Annotated in this window: 15 protein-coding genes and 1 tRNA gene; 8 read left to right on the top strand and 8 right to left on the bottom strand. The window is 68.8% G+C overall.

All coding sequences use genetic code 11. The annotated features are described in order from the left end of the window. Positions 1-640: 640 nt before the first annotated feature. Positions 641-2,383 carry an ABC-three component system protein gene (locus ABEA87_RS26035; protein ID WP_345633887.1) on the bottom strand — a complete coding sequence of 581 codons (1,743 nt, stop codon included), beginning with the start codon at positions 2,381-2,383 and terminating at the stop codon, positions 641-643. Positions 2,384-2,907: 524 nt separating this feature from the next. Here ABEA87_RS26035 and ABEA87_RS26030 point away from each other — a divergent pair. Both ABEA87_RS26030 and ABEA87_RS26025 read left to right on the top strand, forming a co-directional pair. Beyond that, on the top strand, positions 2,908-3,102 hold the full coding sequence (locus ABEA87_RS26030; protein WP_345634007.1) for a helix-turn-helix domain-containing protein: 195 nt from the start codon (positions 2,908-2,910) through the stop codon (positions 3,100-3,102). Then, positions 3,102-4,274: a site-specific integrase gene (locus ABEA87_RS26025; RefSeq protein WP_345633885.1), complete on the top strand. Its 1,173-nt coding sequence runs from the start codon at positions 3,102-3,104 to the stop codon at positions 4,272-4,274. Before ABEA87_RS26030 ends, ABEA87_RS26025 begins: the two co-directional genes overlap by 1 nt. An 88-nt stretch (positions 4,275-4,362) precedes the next feature. Here ABEA87_RS26025 and ABEA87_RS26020 read toward each other — a convergent pair whose 3' ends face one another. Together ABEA87_RS26020 and ABEA87_RS26015 are read right to left on the bottom strand one after the other, a co-directional pair. Then, a complete protein-coding gene (locus ABEA87_RS26020; RefSeq protein WP_345633883.1) occupies positions 4,363-4,818 on the bottom strand; it encodes a hypothetical protein in 456 nt (151 codons plus the stop codon). A 310-nt stretch (positions 4,819-5,128) separates the two neighbouring features. Further along, positions 5,129-5,383 (bottom strand): hypothetical protein, encoded by a 255-nt coding sequence (locus ABEA87_RS26015; protein WP_345633881.1) that lies wholly within the window; start codon positions 5,381-5,383, stop codon positions 5,129-5,131. A 421-nt stretch (positions 5,384-5,804) separates the two neighbouring features. On the opposite strand from ABEA87_RS26015, the gene ABEA87_RS26010 reads away from it, so the two are divergent. Continuing rightward, positions 5,805-6,836 (top strand): beta family protein, encoded by a 1,032-nt coding sequence (locus tag ABEA87_RS26010; RefSeq protein WP_345633880.1) that lies wholly within the window; start codon positions 5,805-5,807, stop codon positions 6,834-6,836. Here the strand turns inward: ABEA87_RS26010 and ABEA87_RS26005 are convergent. The 3 genes from ABEA87_RS26005 to ABEA87_RS25995 all read right to left on the bottom strand — a co-directional run bounded on the left by ABEA87_RS26005 (position 6,802) and on the right by ABEA87_RS25995 (position 8,564). Beyond that, complete coding sequence (locus ABEA87_RS26005; protein ID WP_345633878.1) at positions 6,802-7,371, bottom strand: sce7726 family protein; 570 nt, start codon at positions 7,369-7,371, stop codon at positions 6,802-6,804. The two genes, ABEA87_RS26010 and ABEA87_RS26005, sit on opposite strands and share 35 nt — an antisense overlap. 153 nt (positions 7,372-7,524) lie before the next feature. After that, positions 7,525-7,598, bottom strand: a tRNA-Pro gene (locus tag ABEA87_RS26000). 132 nt (positions 7,599-7,730) lie between these two features. Continuing rightward, entirely contained in the window at positions 7,731-8,564 is an 834-nt protein-coding gene (locus tag ABEA87_RS25995) for a helix-turn-helix transcriptional regulator (RefSeq protein WP_345633876.1), read from the bottom strand. 186 nt (positions 8,565-8,750) lie between these two features. Between ABEA87_RS25995 and ABEA87_RS25990 the strand changes: the two genes are divergently transcribed. After that, positions 8,751-10,178, top strand: a complete 1,428-nt coding sequence (locus ABEA87_RS25990; protein ID WP_345633874.1) for an aldehyde dehydrogenase family protein — start codon at positions 8,751-8,753, stop codon at positions 10,176-10,178. A 60-nt stretch (positions 10,179-10,238) separates the two neighbouring features. Here ABEA87_RS25990 and ABEA87_RS25985 read toward each other — a convergent pair whose 3' ends face one another. Then, positions 10,239-11,003 (bottom strand): SDR family NAD(P)-dependent oxidoreductase, encoded by a 765-nt coding sequence (locus ABEA87_RS25985; RefSeq protein ID WP_345633872.1) that lies wholly within the window; start codon positions 11,001-11,003, stop codon positions 10,239-10,241. Positions 11,004-11,099: 96 nt separating this feature from the next. Between ABEA87_RS25985 and ABEA87_RS25980 the strand changes: the two genes are divergently transcribed. Next, positions 11,100-11,729 carry a TetR/AcrR family transcriptional regulator gene (locus ABEA87_RS25980; RefSeq protein WP_345633870.1) on the top strand — a complete coding sequence of 210 codons (630 nt, stop codon included), beginning with the start codon at positions 11,100-11,102 and terminating at the stop codon, positions 11,727-11,729. Positions 11,730-11,745: 16 nt separating this feature from the next. Here the strand turns inward: ABEA87_RS25980 and ABEA87_RS25975 are convergent, their stop codons facing one another. Beyond that, complete coding sequence (locus ABEA87_RS25975) at positions 11,746-12,534, bottom strand: alpha/beta fold hydrolase (protein ID WP_345633868.1); 789 nt, start codon at positions 12,532-12,534, stop codon at positions 11,746-11,748. Positions 12,535-12,748: 214 nt separating this feature from the next. On the opposite strand from ABEA87_RS25975, the gene ABEA87_RS25970 reads away from it, so the two are divergent. The 3 genes from ABEA87_RS25970 to ABEA87_RS25960 all read left to right on the top strand — a co-directional run bounded on the left by ABEA87_RS25970 (position 12,749) and on the right by ABEA87_RS25960 (position 17,459). Next, positions 12,749-13,306, top strand: a complete 558-nt coding sequence (locus tag ABEA87_RS25970; RefSeq protein WP_345633866.1) for a hypothetical protein — start codon at positions 12,749-12,751, stop codon at positions 13,304-13,306. A 222-nt stretch (positions 13,307-13,528) separates the two neighbouring features. Continuing rightward, positions 13,529-13,792, top strand: coding sequence for a DUF7161 family protein (locus ABEA87_RS25965; RefSeq protein ID WP_345633865.1), 264 nt, complete (start codon positions 13,529-13,531; stop codon positions 13,790-13,792). Between the two features lie 166 nt (positions 13,793-13,958). After that, positions 13,959-17,459, top strand: coding sequence for an amidase family protein (locus tag ABEA87_RS25960; RefSeq protein ID WP_345633864.1), 3,501 nt, complete (start codon positions 13,959-13,961; stop codon positions 17,457-17,459). Positions 17,460-17,480: the final 21 nt, after the last annotated feature.

Raw genomic sequence — 17,480 nt, 5'->3', positions numbered from 1 at the left:
CCCATCCACCAGGTCGCCGCTCAACTCCTGGAACTGTACGTCACCAGCCCGGCGCCGCTGATCTACGGCGTGACTGGGCCCCGTCTGGAGGTCCACATCAGATGGACCCACCCACGGGGACCCAGTCAACATCGTCCTAGACGACGATGGCAGCGGCGAGATAGCCGACGTTGTGGCAATCAGGGTCGACCACGACGGCCTGCTGATCCGACTCGTGCACTGTAAATACTCGCATGGCGAAACCGCCGGCACGCGCGTTGCTGATCTCTACGAGGTCTGCAGCCAGGCCCAGAAGTCGATCATGTGGCGTCGGAGCGACCTCCGTCCTTTTTTCCGCACGCTCGACGACCGCGCCCGAAAGAAACAGAAGCGCGAAGGTGTGAGCCCGTTCGAGGTGGGCGACATCAAGAAGCTGTACGAGATCCAGGACAAAGCGCTAGTCTTACGCGGCGCATGGAAATGGTCATCGTCCAACCTGGCTTGTCCGCCTCCAAAGCAACAACCCAGCAGCTCGACTTGCTCGCCTCGACGCAGGCTTACCTCAAGACCACGATCAACGCACCACTCGCAGTGCGGTGCAGCGCCTGACGCATTGCCAGCACTATAAGCGGCAACTCCTACCGGCGCACGTGCCCGATGCCTAGAAACGGAAACCAAACAGCCCGCCGTCATCGAAGCCGTCAGTTAGCCGCTGACCGAGCACATGATTGCCCGGGTCGAACCCGCGACGTGCCGCCTTGTCTAACTCATCGGAGTTGAGCGTGACGACGTACTGCATGCCCTCGCGACCGCTGACCTCCGCGGCAAGCGTCAACGCCCTTGCGAGCTGACGCTCATCAACACCGTCAAAGAGGTGGCTGTCGTGAACGAGGAAATCCGGCGCGCGCCCGCCGCGACGCGCCAAGACCGCGACAGTAAGGTCGAAGCAAAAGATGACCATGCTGCCGATGCCGCCGCTGTTGTCGCTCGCAATGTGGGGATCGATCTTAAGGCTACTTTCGCCCGGCCCGAACCGTAGATAGGCCTCTCGGTCGTCCCCGTAAAGAGTCTTCGCATACTCGGCGAACAGCACCACAGCCTCGTTCACGACATGCTGACGCTCGCCGATGTCGGTGTCCATCTCCTGCTGCAGAACCACCCGTTCCTGCGTGATCTCGCGCCGGCTTGTCTCCAACGCCTGAGCTGCCTCGAAGCGGTGGCGCAGCGCGCTCAGCAGTGCCTGTTCCTGCGCAAGGATCTGTTGGAGCGTGGTCAACGCATCGAGTGCGCCGCCTTCATTCAGGGTGCGCAGTACGCCAGCAAGCTGTGTCCCCAGCTGCTCGCGCTCCAGGTCTCGCTCGGCCAGACGCGCTCGGATCGCCGTAGCCTCATCGGCGAGATACTGGCGTCGGTTGCGCACCACTGAACTGTGGAAGGTTTGGACGTCGGCGAAACTACGCCGGACTTGGTCACCGAGGACAATCCCCAGCTCGGCGTAGGCGCTCTCGAGGTAGGCAACGTCCGGGTCGACTGCCTCCTCCACCGCCTGCTCAAGGTCGGTCAGGTTGCGTCGGTCGACAACGTCCTCGTTGCGCAGGCGGCGGATTCGTTGATCCAGCTGATCCGCATGCAAGCGGAGGTTGTCGTACTCAGGCACAACCCGGAACGCCTCGATCTGCCGCTGCACCTCGCGCGCACGATGTTCCGCGACCGCGATCTGCCCTCGCAGCTCGGAGGTCTTCCCGACGATACGGCCGAGCACAGGATCGCCGGCAGCCTTGCGGAGTTGTTTACTGGTCGTCTCGCGAGCTTGAAGAGTCCGGTACCGGTCGGCGAGCTGCCAGTCCAGGCCCAACAGGTAGGCCAGACCCGTCGTGCCCTCGGCATTGGACTGCCGCGAATGGCTGCGCGTCGCTTCGTTGAAGGCGTGCGACGCCACCCGCCGCATGAGGAAGCCGAACAGGTTACGCCCGGTGATGCCCGGATGTTCGGCCGGCAAGTTAAAGAGGTCACGCTCGATGAGGCGTTGCCATTCCGGAAGGCGCGCTTCCCCGACCCCGAGGTCGAGCTGCCCGGGCGCCGCACCCTCCGGGAGTGGCTGGAGCCTGATGGTGCCAGCGTTCGACGCCGCCCGCTCCACCGTGATCCCGCCCGGTAGGCCGGGCCAGTCCAGGCTCAACCGGAAGAGTGTTTGCCGCAACTCGCGGTGTGCCGGGAGGGAGTCCTTGTCGCCGCTTCCGCCTAGCAGAAAGTGCAACAGCTCGATCATGCTGGACTTACCGGCGCTATTGCGGCTGTCGGTCTCCGACGACGTGCCGGTCGTGTCCGCAACGAGGATGTTGAGTCCGGCCTGGAAGGTGACGGTCTTGAAGCGGGAGTCAGAGGCGTTCAGTTGCCGCAGCACGTGCGCTCCTCGCCACCAGTAGTTCATCGTGAAGTTCGACCACGCCAAGCGCATACAGCCGACTTCCTCGACGCCTGGAACCGCTACACACCGTCAACAGATGTCCCCGCCTCCGGCGCTCCGACCGACCCCGACCCGTCCCATCCGTCCCAGCCGTCCCCGCCCAGGTCAGAACCGGGACGGCAAAATCCGTGGGACGGCAAAATCCGTCCCACTCAAGATTCCGTCCCAGGCCTGACCTGCGATGGGACGGCTGGGACGGATGGGACGGCAACCCCGGGCCTGTACCTCATCGACGGCGGAGCCGCATGACCGTCGGTCACCGACAGTTGCGCCCGACCAGCGTCGAGCGCACTCGGGAACGGCCCGCTGAAACGGCCGCAGAGCATCCGGCGGTACCCGTCACACCAACCCCTCACGATTCCTGGCTCAGCGTGGCTCTCAACGGGCCGCCCTACGCCCCGCTGCCGACAACCACTCCGCACCCACGGTCCAACTCCTCGAACGACCGAAAGGCCGCCACTGTGCCACCCAAGGCGCTCTACCGCGTCTCTGAAGCCATGGTCCTGCTGAGCATGAGCCGCACCGTCATCTACGAACAGATGCGTGCCGGTCGGCTCCGCTCCGTCCATCAGGGCCGCGCCCGCCTCATTCCAGCTACCGCCATCGCGGACTACGTCGCCCTGCTGGAGGCCGAGTCCACGGGAAGGGCCGCCTGATGACCCAGCGACGCGGACGCGGCGAAGGTGGCCTGTACTGGGACGAGAAGCGGCAACGCTTCATCGCCGAGGTCACCATCGGGTACACCCCCGCCGGCAAGCGCATCGTCCGGCGAGGCAGCGGCAAGACCAAGACCGAGGCTCGCGCCAAGCTCAAGGAAGTCCTGCGCGACCACGAAGACGGCCTCGCCATCGCCCCGCCCAACTTCACCGTCGCCGACGCGGTCAACGACTGGCTCACCTACGGACTCAACGGCCTCTCCCAAGGCACCCGCGACAACTACACGATGCTCGCCCGCACCCACATCATCGCCGACCTCGGCGCCCGCAAACTCCGCGAGTTCAGCGCCACCGACGTGGACAAATGGCTGGCAGCAAAGGCAAAGAGCCTCAGCACGCGTACCCTGCGCCTGCTGCATTCGATCCTCAACCGCGCCATCGTCCGAGCCATGGCGCGCGACAAGGTCAAGCGCAACGTCGTGGCGCTGTGCGGCATCCCAACCGGGCAGGATGGCCGACCCTCCAAGTCGCTCACCCTCGACCAGGCCAAGGCACTGCTCACCGCGGCCGAAGCCAGCCGACTCCGCGCGTACATCGTGGTATCGCTGCTGACCGGAGCGCGTACCGAGGAACTGCGCGCGCTGGACTGGGATCACGTCGACCTGCACGGCCGGCCGGACGATGACCCACCTGTACCAGCGTCAATCAGCGTGTGGCACTCGGTGCGCGCCGGAGGCGACACGAAGACCAAGAAGTCCCGACGCACCCTCGCGCTGCCCCTGCGGTGCGTGGCCGCCCTCACCGACCAGCGCCAGCAGCAGCGCCACGACCAGGCCGAGGCCGCCGACGACTGGCACAACACCGGACTCGTGTTCACCTCGAAGGTCGGCACCGCGCTCGACGCCCACAACGTCCGGCGCGGATTCCGGCAGGTCGCCAAGGCCGCCGGCCTCGACCCAAAGGAATGGACACCCCGCGAGCTACGACACAGCTTCGTCTCGCTCCTGTCCGACAACGGCGTCAGCATCGAAGACATCGCCGACCTCTGCGGACACTCCGGCACCACCGTCACGCAGACGGTCTACCGCCACCAGCTCCGGCCCGTACTCCTCGGCGGCGCGGTAGCCATGGACCGAATCTTCGCCACCGAGCTGTCCCCGCCCGCAGCGTAGGCGCGTAAACCGGGAGGGCGTATCCGACGAGATACGCCCTCCCGTTGCCACGGGAGGCATCGAGTGGCGTGGGAACGGAACCGCACGGCTAAGCGTTCGTGGCTTCCAGTTTCTCCTCAATCTCATCGAGGTAGTCGAACCACCGGTTACCGTCCGCCGGCTCCGAGCTGGACGCGAGTAGGTTGGCCGCGACAATGAACGGAAGCGTGATCGCCTCCTCGACCGGCATTCCCTTGTCCAGCTGCGGTCCGGAGAACAAGTTCGTCAGGAGCGCCACCACGTCTCCTCCCCGTACCTGGGCCCAGCCCTCATCGCGTGCAATCTCTTGCGCCAGCGAATCGATCTGAGCGCCCGTCGGCCGGTTGCCGTCGTGTAGTTCCAGCAAGACGTACACGCAGATGGCCAATGCCAGCTGGATCGCGAGTGCGGCGTCTGGTCCATCGCCCACGGCGGCGAGTCCCGCCTCCAGCCTGTTCAAGTCCTTCTTCACGGAGGCATCGAGCACCTCACGTACGAGCGGCTCAATCCGAGCGTCGATCCTCATCCTTGCCCTCCCGTCGCTTCTGCGCCCACGCTTGCCACCCCAACGCGGCCCCGAACGCTCCCACAGCGATATTGCCGATATAGCTCGGAAGTGTAGGGAGGACATGGTCCAACGCCGCCATCACCGCGCCGGCCGTCGCACCACCTGCCGCCGCCGCCTCGACAGCGGCACCAGTACGACGCCGGGGCGGGGCACTCGGTTGATCCGGAGCCGATTGTCCTTGCCTGTTGCCCGATCTACGCCGACGACGTTTCTTGGACTTCGACTTCGACCGTTCCCGATCAGGCGAGCGACCGCCAGCGGCACCTCTTCAACCACCCGCCTCTTTAGCGAGGTTGATGGACTGGTTCGTCATGTCCTGGCTACCGAGCAGATGCTGCCTCGCCTGCTGGATCGACTCCCTGACCTGAGCGAACTGAGCGGCCTTGTCCTGCACACCCACGGCCGCCATCTGGCCTTGCAACTGACTGGCAGCATTCTCGGCGGCACTCAGCAGCTGGACACCCTCGCCAACCTTCTGCCCGGCCGCCTGGATCCGACTGATGATCTCATCGATCGAAGCCACCATGGACTCCCCTCTATCCGGCCCGGCACAGCTTAGGGGACTTACCGTTGCAGCCGCAGTACCGCTCGTGACTACGGATGCCGCTTTGGTGTGGCCTCGACTCGCACAAATGGACACGACGCGTCGTCCGCGCCCTGGGGCGCCGCCCCGATCGACCAAGTCTTCGCCATCGACGCGTCGGGCCGACGGGACATCGCGCAGTCAGCCGCTTGCGACGAAGGGGGCATATCCACCGATGAGACGTGCCCCCTTCCTGCTCAGAGAGCAGCGTCATGCGGTTCATCGTCGGCAGCACAAGGCCGCAAGAATCTCGTTGCCATCCGGCACACCAGTCGACCAACGTCAACTAGCTACGTTGCGTATATACATGAGTACAATTCGTAGTTGACGGTATGTCGCCGACCGCGACGGAGGCAGACCAGTGGTCAACTACGTGCCGATACTGAAGGCCCGCAAAGGCGAGCTACAGGCGTTGTCGAGGCTTGCCCCATCGCTGGGTTCCCTCGTGACGCCGATCTTCGAGGTTTCACCGTCCCCCGACGGACCGCTGGAGAACGCGCGGCAGTTCAACGACAAGATCGTCGACTTCGCCCCGCCCGGTACCCGGATCGGTGTTGACGTCAACTATCTGGACGACACCCCAGAAGACTCAGGGTGCCCCGTGAGCGAGATCGCGGGACACCTCTTCAACTTCCAGATACCGATGGCGCCGGTCATTCACCTATCCGACAGCGACCGCCGCCTTGAAAGCCACGGGGATGCGGCACGGATGAACGACGGCGCCTTCGTGCGGTTGGGCGGCATCAGCGCAACCGACCCGGATCCCGACCGCGCCGAGCGAGACCTACCACGGATATGGAACGTGACCGGGCTCGGGCCCGATCAGTGCGACTTGTTGATCGACCTGGCGGAGGTACGGTCGGAGCGGGATGTGGGAAGAGCCGTTCCCCTTGCGCGCAGGATGGTCCAGTGGGCAATGCCGGCCGGCTGGCGTTCGATCGTCGTGGCGGCGGGCGCCATGCCTGAAAGTCTCTCCGGCTTCCCGACAAACGAAGCCACACAGTCACGACGCTGGGATGCCGAGTTGTGGCAACAGGTGGCCGACCTCGGTGTCGACTACGGGGATTACTCGATCGGCCACCCGGCCATGTCCGCGAATGGACGCCGGCCGCTGCCGAGTCTGCGATATGCAGCGAACGGCGCATGGTGGATCTACAGATGGCGGCGACACGAGACCGGCGGCAACGATGCCTTCCATGACCTTTGCAAGGCGTTGGTGACGTCCGAGCACTGGCCTGGTCAGGGCTCGGAATACTCGTGGGGCGACGGCGAACTAGCCAAATGCGCGCGACGCGAACGAGGCCCCGGCGGGGCAACGGAATGGCGCGCCTGGGGCACGTCGCACCACCTCGCGCACGTCATTGACCACCTGGCCAGTTCCTGCGAGCCCTGAGCGCCCCGCGCACTATCGCCTGCAACTCTTCAAGCTCGACGCTCTCGGCCAGGCGCTGCCAGACGAACCACCGCCGCACACCAGACAACCCGCGGTGCAACTCACGCGCCCGAAGCTCCGCCATCGCCTCCTCGCGCCACAACAGCTGCGCCACCGCGAAAGGCTCAACGCTCGCGTTCCTGTGACCAGCACGCAGGTTCGCCAAAGCGACGATGCCGTTGTCCTGCTTCGCGATCCACACGCTCCACCACGCCGGAATGAGCGTGAGCGCGGCAGCGACGTAGCGATCGGTTGTAACCAGCGCCGCCCTGTCGAGAACCCTGCCGTACATGTCGACCTGCCCCGCCAGGCGCGCGAGCTTGTCTTCGTCGCTCTTTATCTCGAAGCCAGAGATGTCGCCGTTGATCACAGCAACGTCCACGCGAGATCGCCCAGCACACAGACCCAACTCATGCCGGATCAGGGTTGAAGGATCGTGACCATGTTGGTCGCGAAGAAGCGTGACGAGGGCACCGCGGATCTCCGCGTCCCGCATCGTTGCCCCCTCCGACGACTCTCTGAGGAACTACGACCGACGAGGGCCACGGCGAGTGCGCTGTGCCGAGCCGCCGAAGCGTAGTCACTCAGTTAGTCACGCAGAAACCATAAGAGGGCACATCCATCTATGGATTATGCCCTCTGAGCTGCGTCGGGACGGCGGGATTCGAACCCACGACCCCTTGACCCCCAGTCAAGTGCGCTACCAAGCTGCGCCACGTCCCGCTGCCGTACGGCCCAGAACCGACGGCGGCCGGTACAGCGTAGCGCACCGCCACCCCGGCGCGTTCCCGCCCTTCCGATCACCGTGCGCTCCCTGACCCATTCGCCCGCCTAAGGGCCGATAATCCCGATCACTCAGACCAGCTGATCCCCCAGTACCGACAGGAACTGGAGCTTCTCGTAGCTCTCGCTGCCCGGCGCCGCCGTGAACACCACCAGGGTCTGTGACTGGTCCGGGTCCAGTAACCCCTGGCCGTGCAGTTCCAGCGCCCCCACCTGTGGGTGCTCGATGCGCTTCGGCGCGCAGTACGGGCCCTGAACCGGGTGCTCGCCCCAGATCGCCGTGAACTCCGGGCTGGCCTCGTGCAGCGCCTCGACCAGGGCCTCGGCTCGCGGATCCCGGCTCTCACGTGCGTGGGCGGCACGCAGTTGCGCCACCACCGTACGGCTGTGCCCGGCGCGGTCCTCCTCCGGGAACAGCCGCCGGGAGTCGGGGTCGGTGAACCACCGGTACGGCAGGGCCCGGGCCAGCCCGGTGTGCCCGGTCTGGTCGCCGATCAGGGCGACCGCCAGCCGGTTCTGGATCAGGGTCTCGCCTAGCTGGTTCATGACCTGGGCCGGGGTGTCCCCCATCCGGTCGAAGATGCGCATCATGCCGGGGTTGATGTGGTCGGCGCGCGAGACCCGCCCGGGGGCGGCGTAGCCGGCGAGCCGGAAGAGGTGGTCGCGCTCGTCGAGCGTCAGGCGCAGACCGCGGGCGAGCGAGGCGAGCATCTGTTCCGACGGGCGGGGGCCGCGCTGCTGTTCGATGCGGCTGTAGTAGTCGGTCGACATGCTGCTGAGCGCCGCGACCTCCTCGCGGCGCAGGCCGGCTGTGCGCCGGCGGCGGGTACGCGGCAGCCCGACGTCCTCGGGCCGCAGCGCCTGCCGCCGGGTACGCAGGAAGTTCGCGAGCTCCGCGCGATCCACGCGCACTCCCCTCCCCCAACCCGGCCCAAACCGCAGAAGTCACCGCCAGTGAAGACCAGTCGAGCCTGCCACCACCCCAAACGCCCAACCACGGACAGGCAATCCCTGGATAACCCGCGCAGTGCCCCGGATCACCGGACGATCTGTCCCTGGTTGCCGGTATCCGCCCCGATGACGCTGGGTGGCATGAACAGCGAATTGAGCTTCCCCGCCCCGGCCCACTGGATCGACGGCCGGCCGGTGCCCGCCGATGGTCCCACCATCGACGTGATCAACCCGGCCAGCGACGCGGTCATCGCGGCCGTACCCGCCGGAACCGCCGCCGACGTCGACCGGGCCGTCGCCGCGGCCACCGCCGCCTTCCCCGGCTGGGCGGCCACCGCCCCGGCCGAGCGCGCCGCGATCATTCAGCGCGTCTCCGACGGGCTGCGGGCCCGCAACGAGCAGCTAGCGCTCACGATCACCGCCGAGATGGGCGCCCCAATCACCCTGTCCCGGACGGCCCAGGCCGGCCTGCCGCCCGTGGTGACCGCGGCCACCGCCGGACTGGCGGCGGACTTCCCGTGGACCGAGCAGATCGGCACTTCGCTGATCGTGCGGGAGCCGGTCGGCGTGGTGGGTGCGATCACCCCGTGGAATTTCCCGCTCCAGCAGCTGGTGACCAAGGTGGTACCGGCGATGCTGGCCGGCAACACCGTGGTGCTCAAGCCGGCCGAGCTCGCGCCGCTGTCGGCGCGGATCTTCGCCGAGGTGGCCGCCGAGGCCGGGCTGCCGGCGGGCGTGTTCAACGTGGTCCAGGGGACCGGGCCGGTGGTGGGTGAGGCGATCGCGTCCCATCGTGGCATCGACCTGGTGTCGTTCACCGGGTCGACCGCCACCGGGAAGCGGATCTCGGTGCTGGGCGCGCAGACCGTCAAGCGTGTCGCCCTGGAGCTGGGCGGCAAGTCGGCCAGCGTCATTTTGCGCGACGCCGACGTGCCGGCGGCCGTGGCCGCCAGCCTGGACAGTGCCTGGGTCAACAGTGGCCAGGTCTGCGGCGCGTACAGCCGCCTGCTCGTCCCGGCCGAGCTGCGGGATCGGGTCGTCGAGCTGGCTCTGGCCGCCGCGGCGGAATACTCGGTGGGCGACCCGATGCGGGAGGGTACCCGGCTCGGGCCGGTGGCCTCGCAGGCTCAGCGGCAGCGGGTGGTGTCCTACCTCGAGCGGGGCATCGCCGAGGGCGCGACGCTGGTCACCGGTGGTCCCGGGCCGGTCGAGGGATTGCCCGGCGGCGCATACGTGAGGCCGACCATCTTCGCCGACGTCGACCCGGACTCGACCATCGCGCAGGAGGAGATTTTCGGCCCGGTACTGGCGATCATCTCCTATACCGATGACGATCACGCGGTGGCGATCGCCAACGGCACGATCTATGGGCTCAGCGGTGCGGTCTTCGGCGAGGACGCGCACGCGATGAGGATCGCCCGGCGGATGCGCACCGGACAGGTCTGGGTCAACGGGGGCCGGATGAACGTGCTGGCCCCGTTCGGCGGGTACAAGCAGTCGGGCAACGGACGCGAGATGGGCCGCTTCGGGCTGGAGGAATTCCTGGAGACCAAGGCCATCCAGCTCTGATCAAGCAGGGCCGGACACGGGCCGGGCCCGCGTTGCGGACGCGGGCCCGGCCGGGGCGGGTCAGGCGCCGATGACCGCGACCCCCACCCGGCCGCCGTCCACGTCGACCACCGTGCCCTGCACGAACGCCGATTCGTCGCTGGCGAGGTATACCGCCGCGTGCGCGATCGCGTCGGGCGTGCCGCCGGAGCCGGCGGGGGTGCCGCGCATCATCGCGTTGGCCGGGTGGTCGGCGGCCCAGCCGTCGGAGCGGATGACGCCCGGTGAGATGGCGTTGACCCGCACCCCGGAGGGGCCGTACTCGGCCGCCCAGGCGCGGGTCAGCGTCTCGATCGCGCCCTTCGTGGAGCTGTAGAGCGAGCCGACCGGGATGCCCAGCCGGGCGATCCAGCTGCCGAGGTTGATGACCGCGCCGCCGCCGCGCCGCGCCATCGCGGGGGCGATGGCCGCGGTGAGGAAGTACGGGGCCTTGACGTTGATCGCGTACACCCGGTCGAAGGTCGCCTCGTCGGTGGCGGCGGTCGCGTCGCCCGGGTAGATCCCGGCGTTGTTGACCAGGATGTCGATGCGGCCGCCGAGGACCCGCGTCGCCTCGGCGGCCAGCCGGTGCGACGCGTCGGCCGAGCCGTCGAGGTCGGCGGCCACGAAGTCGGCGCGCCCGCCGGCCGCGACGATCTGCGCGACGACCTCGTCCCCGCGCCGCTGGTCGCGGCCGGAGATCACCACGTGTGCGCCCTGCGCCGCGAATTCGAGGGCGATGGCCCGGCCGATGTTGCTGGTGGCGCCGGTGACCAGCGCGGTCTTTCCCGACAGACGGGTACTCATGATAGAAAATCCCCTGTTCTCACGAGCGAATGGACCGGTCAGTCCAGAAGCTAACAGAAAATGGACCGGCTAGTCCACATGGCCTATGATGAACGCATGCAGTCGGCGAGCAAGCTCACCCCGAAGGGGACGGCCACCCGCGAGCGCATCGTCGAGGCGGCCGCCGACCTGATCCTCGCCCGCGGCGTGGGCGGCACCAGCCTGGACGACATCCGCGCCGGCACGGCGACCAGCAAGAGCCAGCTGTTCCACTACTTCCCCGGCGGCAAGAGCGAGCTGATCGGCGCCATCGCGGCGTTCCAGGCGGGGCGGGTACTCGAGGCCCAGCGGCCCTACCTCGACACGCTCGACACCTGGGAGGCGTGGCAGGGCTGGCGCGACGCGGTAGTGGCCCACTACGGTTCGCAGCCCCACTGGGGCTGCCCGATCGGCACGCTGGCCAGCGAGCTGACCGGCAACGACCCGACCCGGGCGCTTGAGGTGGCCGCGCACCTGGACCACTGGCGCGGGCACCTGCGGGCGGGGCTTGCGCGCATGCGCGACGCCGGGCTGCTGCGTCCCGAGGCCGACCCGGAGCGCCTGGCGCTGTCGACGTTCGCGTCGCTGCAGGGCGGGCTGCTGCTGACCCAGACGATGTGCTCGCTCGAGCCGCTGACCGCGGCCCTGGACGGGGCGCTGGCGGCGCTCCGCAGCTGGGCCGCCGACCCGAGCGGCCCGGCCGCCTGATCGGAGCGGGCCGGCGTCAGGCGGTCAGTGCCTGGGCGACCGCGTGGGCGAAGCCGTCCACGTTATCGAGCATGATGTTGTGCCCGCAGTCGGGTACCGGCACCACCCGCACCCCGCTGGCGGCGAGCTCGGCGGCACCATCGGGTTTGCCGTCGGCGGCCGGGTGCAGGAAGGTGCGCGGAATCGGCAGGTCGAGCAGGAGCTGCCGCATGGTCGGGCGGGTGCCATTGGCCAGGTGCACCGCACTGCGGTACAGCGCCTCCCGCCCGGCCAGCCGCATGGTGGCGGCCCAGTGCGCCCCGGCCCACTCGATAACCTCATCCCAGCCGTACGCGAGGAAATCCGCCTCGCGGTAGGACCGGATCCGGGCGCTGCCGGTGGACGCGTCGGGCGGTAGCGGGTCGAGGTTGGCGTCGACCAGCAACAGCCGGCGCACCAGCTCGGGATGCCGGGCAGCCAGCACGATCGCCACTGCGCCGCCCATGCTGTGCGCGATCACGTCGGCGGATCGGACCCCCGCTTGAATCAGCGCCTCGCCCAGCAGGTCGGCGTGCTGTTCGAGGGTGTAGTCCAGGTCGGCCGGCCGGTCGCTGAGACCGAAGCCGAGCAGGTCCACCAGGAGGCCGCGGTACCCGAAGAGCACCGGATGCGTGGCGGCGGCGGTGTAGTAGGCGGCCGACGAGGCGCCCAGCCCGTGCACGTACACCCGGGTCGGCTCGCGGCCGGGCAACTCCACCCACCGGATTGTCGTGCCGTCCGCCCGTACCCGCGCGCCGCGCATGCCCTTCTCTCCTATACCTACCATCGCCACCGCCACGAGCCGCACCGAAATCCGGTGGCTTCGCCAGACCCTCGCCGACCTCGAACCGACCCCAGACCCGGCGCGCTGACCGTCGCTGCGTCCGGCGCCGACACCCCGACTGGCGTCGGGCGGGAACGTGCCGTCCCCGCCCGTGCGGGCGCGAGGCCAGGCGGCGATCCGGCGCGGTGGTGTTCGCCCACCGGAAATACTGGCGACCATGGCCGATTCCGCGCGGGGCTGGCGCAGCGCGCACCTGGCCCAGACGGTCGAGCGCATCGAGCGGCAGGTCGAACTGGCCTGGGCGCGGCTGCGCGAGGAGCTGGACGTCGCCGCCGGTTCGCCGGACGAGGCGGCGCTGTGCTGGCTCGTGGTCGACGACCCCGGTGGGTACGACTGGCGCGTGGTGGATGCGGCGCTCGACCAGCTGGCGTGCCCGGAGTGCGGTTCGGTTCTCACCAGGGGACCCGCCGATTGTGGGCGGTGCGCGTATTACCACGGCGTGCGGTTCGCGGCGCGGGAGGTGGACCGGCCGGCCGTACCGCCGGGCAACGAGCACGCCATCCGCGTCGCGTTCGCGGTCGCCCGTGCGGGCTCGCGCTACCCGGCGCGGGCCCGTGCCGGTTTCGAGCTTTTGTTGCCCACGCTGGTCGCCGGGGACCTGCCGACCACGCCGCAGGCACAGGCCGCCCGGGCGCTGCTCAACAAGCTGACGCCCGACGAGTGCGACCGGGTGGTCAGCTTCGCCGAGGTGGAGCGGCTCGCCCACGGCCGCTGACCCGGCAACCATTCCGCATCGCGGCCAGCACGGCGGTGGTCGGCACGGCGGGCACGCGGCGTTCGACCGGTGGAAACGGGCCGGCAACTTCGGGACACTTGATGCCGTGTCGGAGGCGGCCACGAATCGGCGCACGAGAGCCCATGGAGCGTGTGGGTCGGCGTCCGCTCGGACCAAGCGGCATCGGCACATGCCGGACGTCGGGCGAGGAGGGAGTCAGCCGTGACTGAGCATCGGGGTGTTACGCCGCTGCGCTACGACCAGACGGGGCTGCGGGGCAGACGCGCCCGGGTCCTCGTCGAGGAACCCACCGACGAAATCGACTGGCCGGCCGACCTGCCGGCCGGGATCGCATTCGTTGTCATCCTCGACGACACGCCAAACCCGCATCACACGCTGCTGGTCTGCCCTCCCGACGATCCCGAGCGCACGGCCCTGGTGGTGTACGACCAGTTGGCGCTCTGTGCGGACACGCTAGAGGAGTGAGGCCGGCACAATCGGCGAATGGTGCTGGATCTGAGGTTGCGGTCGTTGCCCTTCGATGGGAAGAATTGTTGGTCATCGATCGGAAACGCCGGGGATATGACCGCGCAACAGGCCCTCGGCACGCTCCTGGTGTCACGTCCGCGCCCGCCCCCTCAAAGGAGGATAAGTGCGCAGATCCATCGCTCGCCGTCGACTGACATGCGTCCTGGTCTCGGTCGGGCTCAGTCTCACCGTACCGGCCCTCCCGGCCGCCGCTCACGGTCCGGCACCCGACCGGCCGCCCGTCCTGAACCTGGAGACCCTGACCGGCGCGCAGGCGGAAAAGATGCTGGCCGAGGGCAAACTCACCTCCGTCCAGCTGACCCGCGCCTACCTCGACCGCATCCAGGCCCTGAACAAGCAGGGTCCCGGACTCAACGCGGTCACTCAGCTGAACCCGGACGCGCTGAAGGAGGCCGCGCTCGCCGACCGGGAACGCGCCGAGGGCCACCACCTCGGGCCGGCGCAGGGCCTGCCGATCCTGATGAAGGACCTCATCGACGTCAAGGGGATGTACACCTCGGCCGGCAACTACTCGCTGCGCGACTCGTACCCGGCCACGGACGCGGGCATCACGAAGAAGTTGCGCGCGCACGGAGTGGTGATTCTCGGCAAGGTGGGCCTATCGGAGTTCGCCAACAGCTTCGGCAGCCAGCCCTCAGGGTTCTCCAATCTCACCGGTCAGGTACTCAACGGGATCGACGCGGACCAGAACCCGAGCGGCTCCTCCTCCGGTACCGGCGCGGCGATGGCCTCCGCGATGGCGACGCTGGGCATCGGTACCGAGACGTCCGGCTCCATCATCAGCCCGTCCAGCACCCAGGGTCTGGTCGGCCTGCGGCCCACCGTCGGGTTGGTACCCGGCTACGGCATCGCGCCGATCGACGCCTCCCAGGACACCGCCGGCCCGATGGCCCGCTCCGTGACCGACGCGGCCATGACGCTGCAGTCCATCGCCGGCCCCGATCCGGACGCCGACAAGGAGTACCGCGACGTCTTCGGCCCCGACTACCTCGCCGCCGGCGTCATCCCGACGCCGCCGGCCACGGTGCCGGACTACATGTCGGCGCTGAACCTGAATTTCGTGCGGGGTAAGGAGATCGGCTACAACGGGACGCTCACCGACGGCAGCCCGCTGAAGCTGGCCTACGACGCGCTGACGGCCGCCGGAGCGATCATGGTGCCGCGCCCGAGCACCAGCGTCGGCACGATACCGAGCCTGCCCAACGGGTACGAGCAGCACAAGACGATCGATGAGTACTACGCCCGGCTCGGGCCGCAGGCGCCGATCCAGTCGCTGGCCCAGGAGGTCGTCGACAACCAGGCCAACGCCCAGCAGTCGTTGAAGTTCGGCAACAGCCAGCACCTTTCCGAGTCCCAGGCCGACATCACGCCGGGCGGGGCCAACGAGACGCAGTTCCGCACCAACCTGCCGGTCCGCAAGACGGCCTACCACAAGGCCATCGACGACATGATGGACTACCCGAACTCCGACCCGACCCAGGCCGCCGACCCGGTCATCGCGATCCTCGGCTCGGTGCCCAGCGGGCCGCAGGCCGGGTACCCGCAGATGACCATCCCGATGGGTTACAACGCGACGACCCGCCGCACGCTCAACGTCTCGGTCAACGGCAACGCCTACGACGAGCGCAACCTGATCGGCGTCGGGTACGTCATCGAGCAGGCCACCAAGCTGCGCCAACCGGCGAGCATGGTGGATCCGAGCCTGTACCGGTGCGCGCACACCACGCCGGCCGAGCCGTTCGCGGCGCGCGGCGCCTGCAACCCGGACTACCAGGCGGTGATGAAGCTGCTCGGCGGCACCGCCCCGAAGGCGCTGCCGTTCTCGCTGGAGACCGAGTCCGCGACCAGCCTCGAGGCCCGGCTGAACGCCGGCACGCTGACCTCCGAACAGCTGGTGCGCCAGTATCTGTACCGCATCGCGCTGACCAACGCGGAGGGGCCGGCCATCCAGGCCGTGCGTGACCTCAACTCGCACGCCATCGACGACGCCCGGACGCTGGACAAGCAGCGCAAGGACAAGAAGAAACCACACGGCCCGCTGTACGGCCTGCCCGTGCTGCTGGACGATTCGATCGACGCGCGCGGCATGCCGACCACCGGCGGTTCGATCGCCCTGCAGAATTCGACGCCACGGGACGACTCGGCGATCGTGGCGAGGCTGCGCGCGGCCGGCGCCATCGTGCTGGGCAAGACCAACGTCACGGAGCTGAACGGCGTCTTCGACACCAACCTGCCGGAGGGGTACTCGTCGCTGGGCGGTCAGGTGCTGGTCGCCTCGGATACCGACAAGACACCGGCGGGCTCGTCCGGCGGCTCCGCGGCCGCCACCGCGGCGGGCCTGGCGGCGATCACCGTCGGCATGGAGACGTCGACCGACACGGCACAGCTGATCGCGCCGGCCGGCGCCGCCGGCGTGGTCGGTCTCAAGCCGACCGTCGGCCTGGTCAGCCGCGCCGGCGTGCTGCCGGTGGCGAAGTCGCAGGACTCCCCCGGTCCGATCGGGCGCACGGTCGGCGACGTGGCCACCGAACTGGCCGCCATCGCCGGCCCGGACCCGAAGGACCCGGCCACCCTGCACGCCCCGCCGGTGCCCGACTACACCGCCGGGCTGCGCGCCGATGCGCTGCAGGGCAAGCGGATCGCGGTGGTGACGAGTTCGGCCGCGCCGTACGCGGCGATGGTCGCCGCGCTTAAGGCGCAGGGAGCCACCGTGGTGCCGGTGAGCGTGCCGGCGCCGAGCCCGAACCCGCCGAGCATCGTGTCCAGCGAGTACCAGCGCGACCTCAACGCCTACCTGTCCGGCATCCCCGGCCCGGGGGCCAAGTCGCTGCAACAGATCATCGCCTATAACAACGCCCACCCGGTGGAGGGACTGAAATACCAGCAGGGTGAGCTGGTCGCCGCGCAGTCCGTCAACCTGTCGGATCCGGCGACCGCGGCGCAGTACGCGGCGAACCTGACCGCCGGCCAGGCGTCGACCCGGGCCGCCATCGACTCCATTGTGGACGGCGGCACGCCGGACGATCCGAGCGACGACGTGGACGCCATCATGGTGCCCAACGGCGATGCCACGATCGGGATCGCGGACCGGGCCGGCTACCCGGCCCTGACGATCCCGGCCGGATACGGCGCCACCGACAGCTCCTCGGGCCACGACCCGGTCGGCGTGACCCTGGTCGGCACGGCGTTCAGCGAGGCCCGGCTGCTGGCCGACGGGTACGCGCTGGAGCAGGCGACGCAGGTGCGGCTGGCGCCCAGCGACACCAACCCGAGTATGTGGCGGTGCGTACCGGGCAGCACGTTCTTCACCGGAGAGCTGTGCAACCCGGGCGATAGGCAACTGCGGCCGGAGGTCGCGCTGCCCGCCCTCGCGACGAGCGTCGCGGCCATGGGCCTGGACAAGTCGGTGGCCCGGGAGCTGACCCAGGGGGTGAATGGGGTCGTGCGCGCGCTGGGCTCGCCGCCGGCCGCCTGCCGAGCGCTGGACGACCTGGACCGGCAGATCGGCAGGGATACCGGTGGGCGCGGCAAGCTCACCGGAAATCAGGCCGCCGCGCTACGCACGGCCGAGACGCCGGTCGCGGTCGAACTGCGCTGCGGCTGAATGGGTTTGCCCCGCACGCCG

This window comes from Rugosimonospora acidiphila, from assembly GCF_039543385.1.
Taxonomy (GTDB): domain Bacteria; phylum Actinomycetota; class Actinomycetes; order Mycobacteriales; family Micromonosporaceae; genus Rugosimonospora; species Rugosimonospora acidiphila.
The sequence above is the reverse complement of the archived record's forward strand: the minus strand, read 5'-3'. Positions and strand labels throughout refer to the sequence as shown.

What these genes read in the sequence shown, in the direction of transcription:
- ABEA87_RS26025 (WP_345633885.1), top strand. Translation starts at nt 3,102, where the DNA reads ATGACCCAGCGACGCGGACGCGGCGAAGGTGGCCTGTACTGGGACGAG.
- ABEA87_RS26020 (WP_345633883.1), bottom strand. Translation starts at nt 4,818, where the DNA reads ATGAGGATCGACGCTCGGATTGAGCCGCTCGTACGTGAGGTGCTCGAT.
- ABEA87_RS26005 (WP_345633878.1), bottom strand. Translation starts at nt 7,371, where the DNA reads ATGCGGGACGCGGAGATCCGCGGTGCCCTCGTCACGCTTCTTCGCGAC.
- ABEA87_RS25990 (WP_345633874.1), top strand. Translation starts at nt 8,751, where the DNA reads ATGAACAGCGAATTGAGCTTCCCCGCCCCGGCCCACTGGATCGACGGC.
- ABEA87_RS25985 (WP_345633872.1), bottom strand. Translation starts at nt 11,003, where the DNA reads ATGAGTACCCGTCTGTCGGGAAAGACCGCGCTGGTCACCGGCGCCACC.
- ABEA87_RS25980 (WP_345633870.1), top strand. Translation starts at nt 11,100, where the DNA reads ATGCAGTCGGCGAGCAAGCTCACCCCGAAGGGGACGGCCACCCGCGAG.
- ABEA87_RS25975 (WP_345633868.1), bottom strand. Translation starts at nt 12,534, where the DNA reads ATGGTAGGTATAGGAGAGAAGGGCATGCGCGGCGCGCGGGTACGGGCG.
- ABEA87_RS25970 (WP_345633866.1), top strand. Translation starts at nt 12,749, where the DNA reads ATGGCCGATTCCGCGCGGGGCTGGCGCAGCGCGCACCTGGCCCAGACG.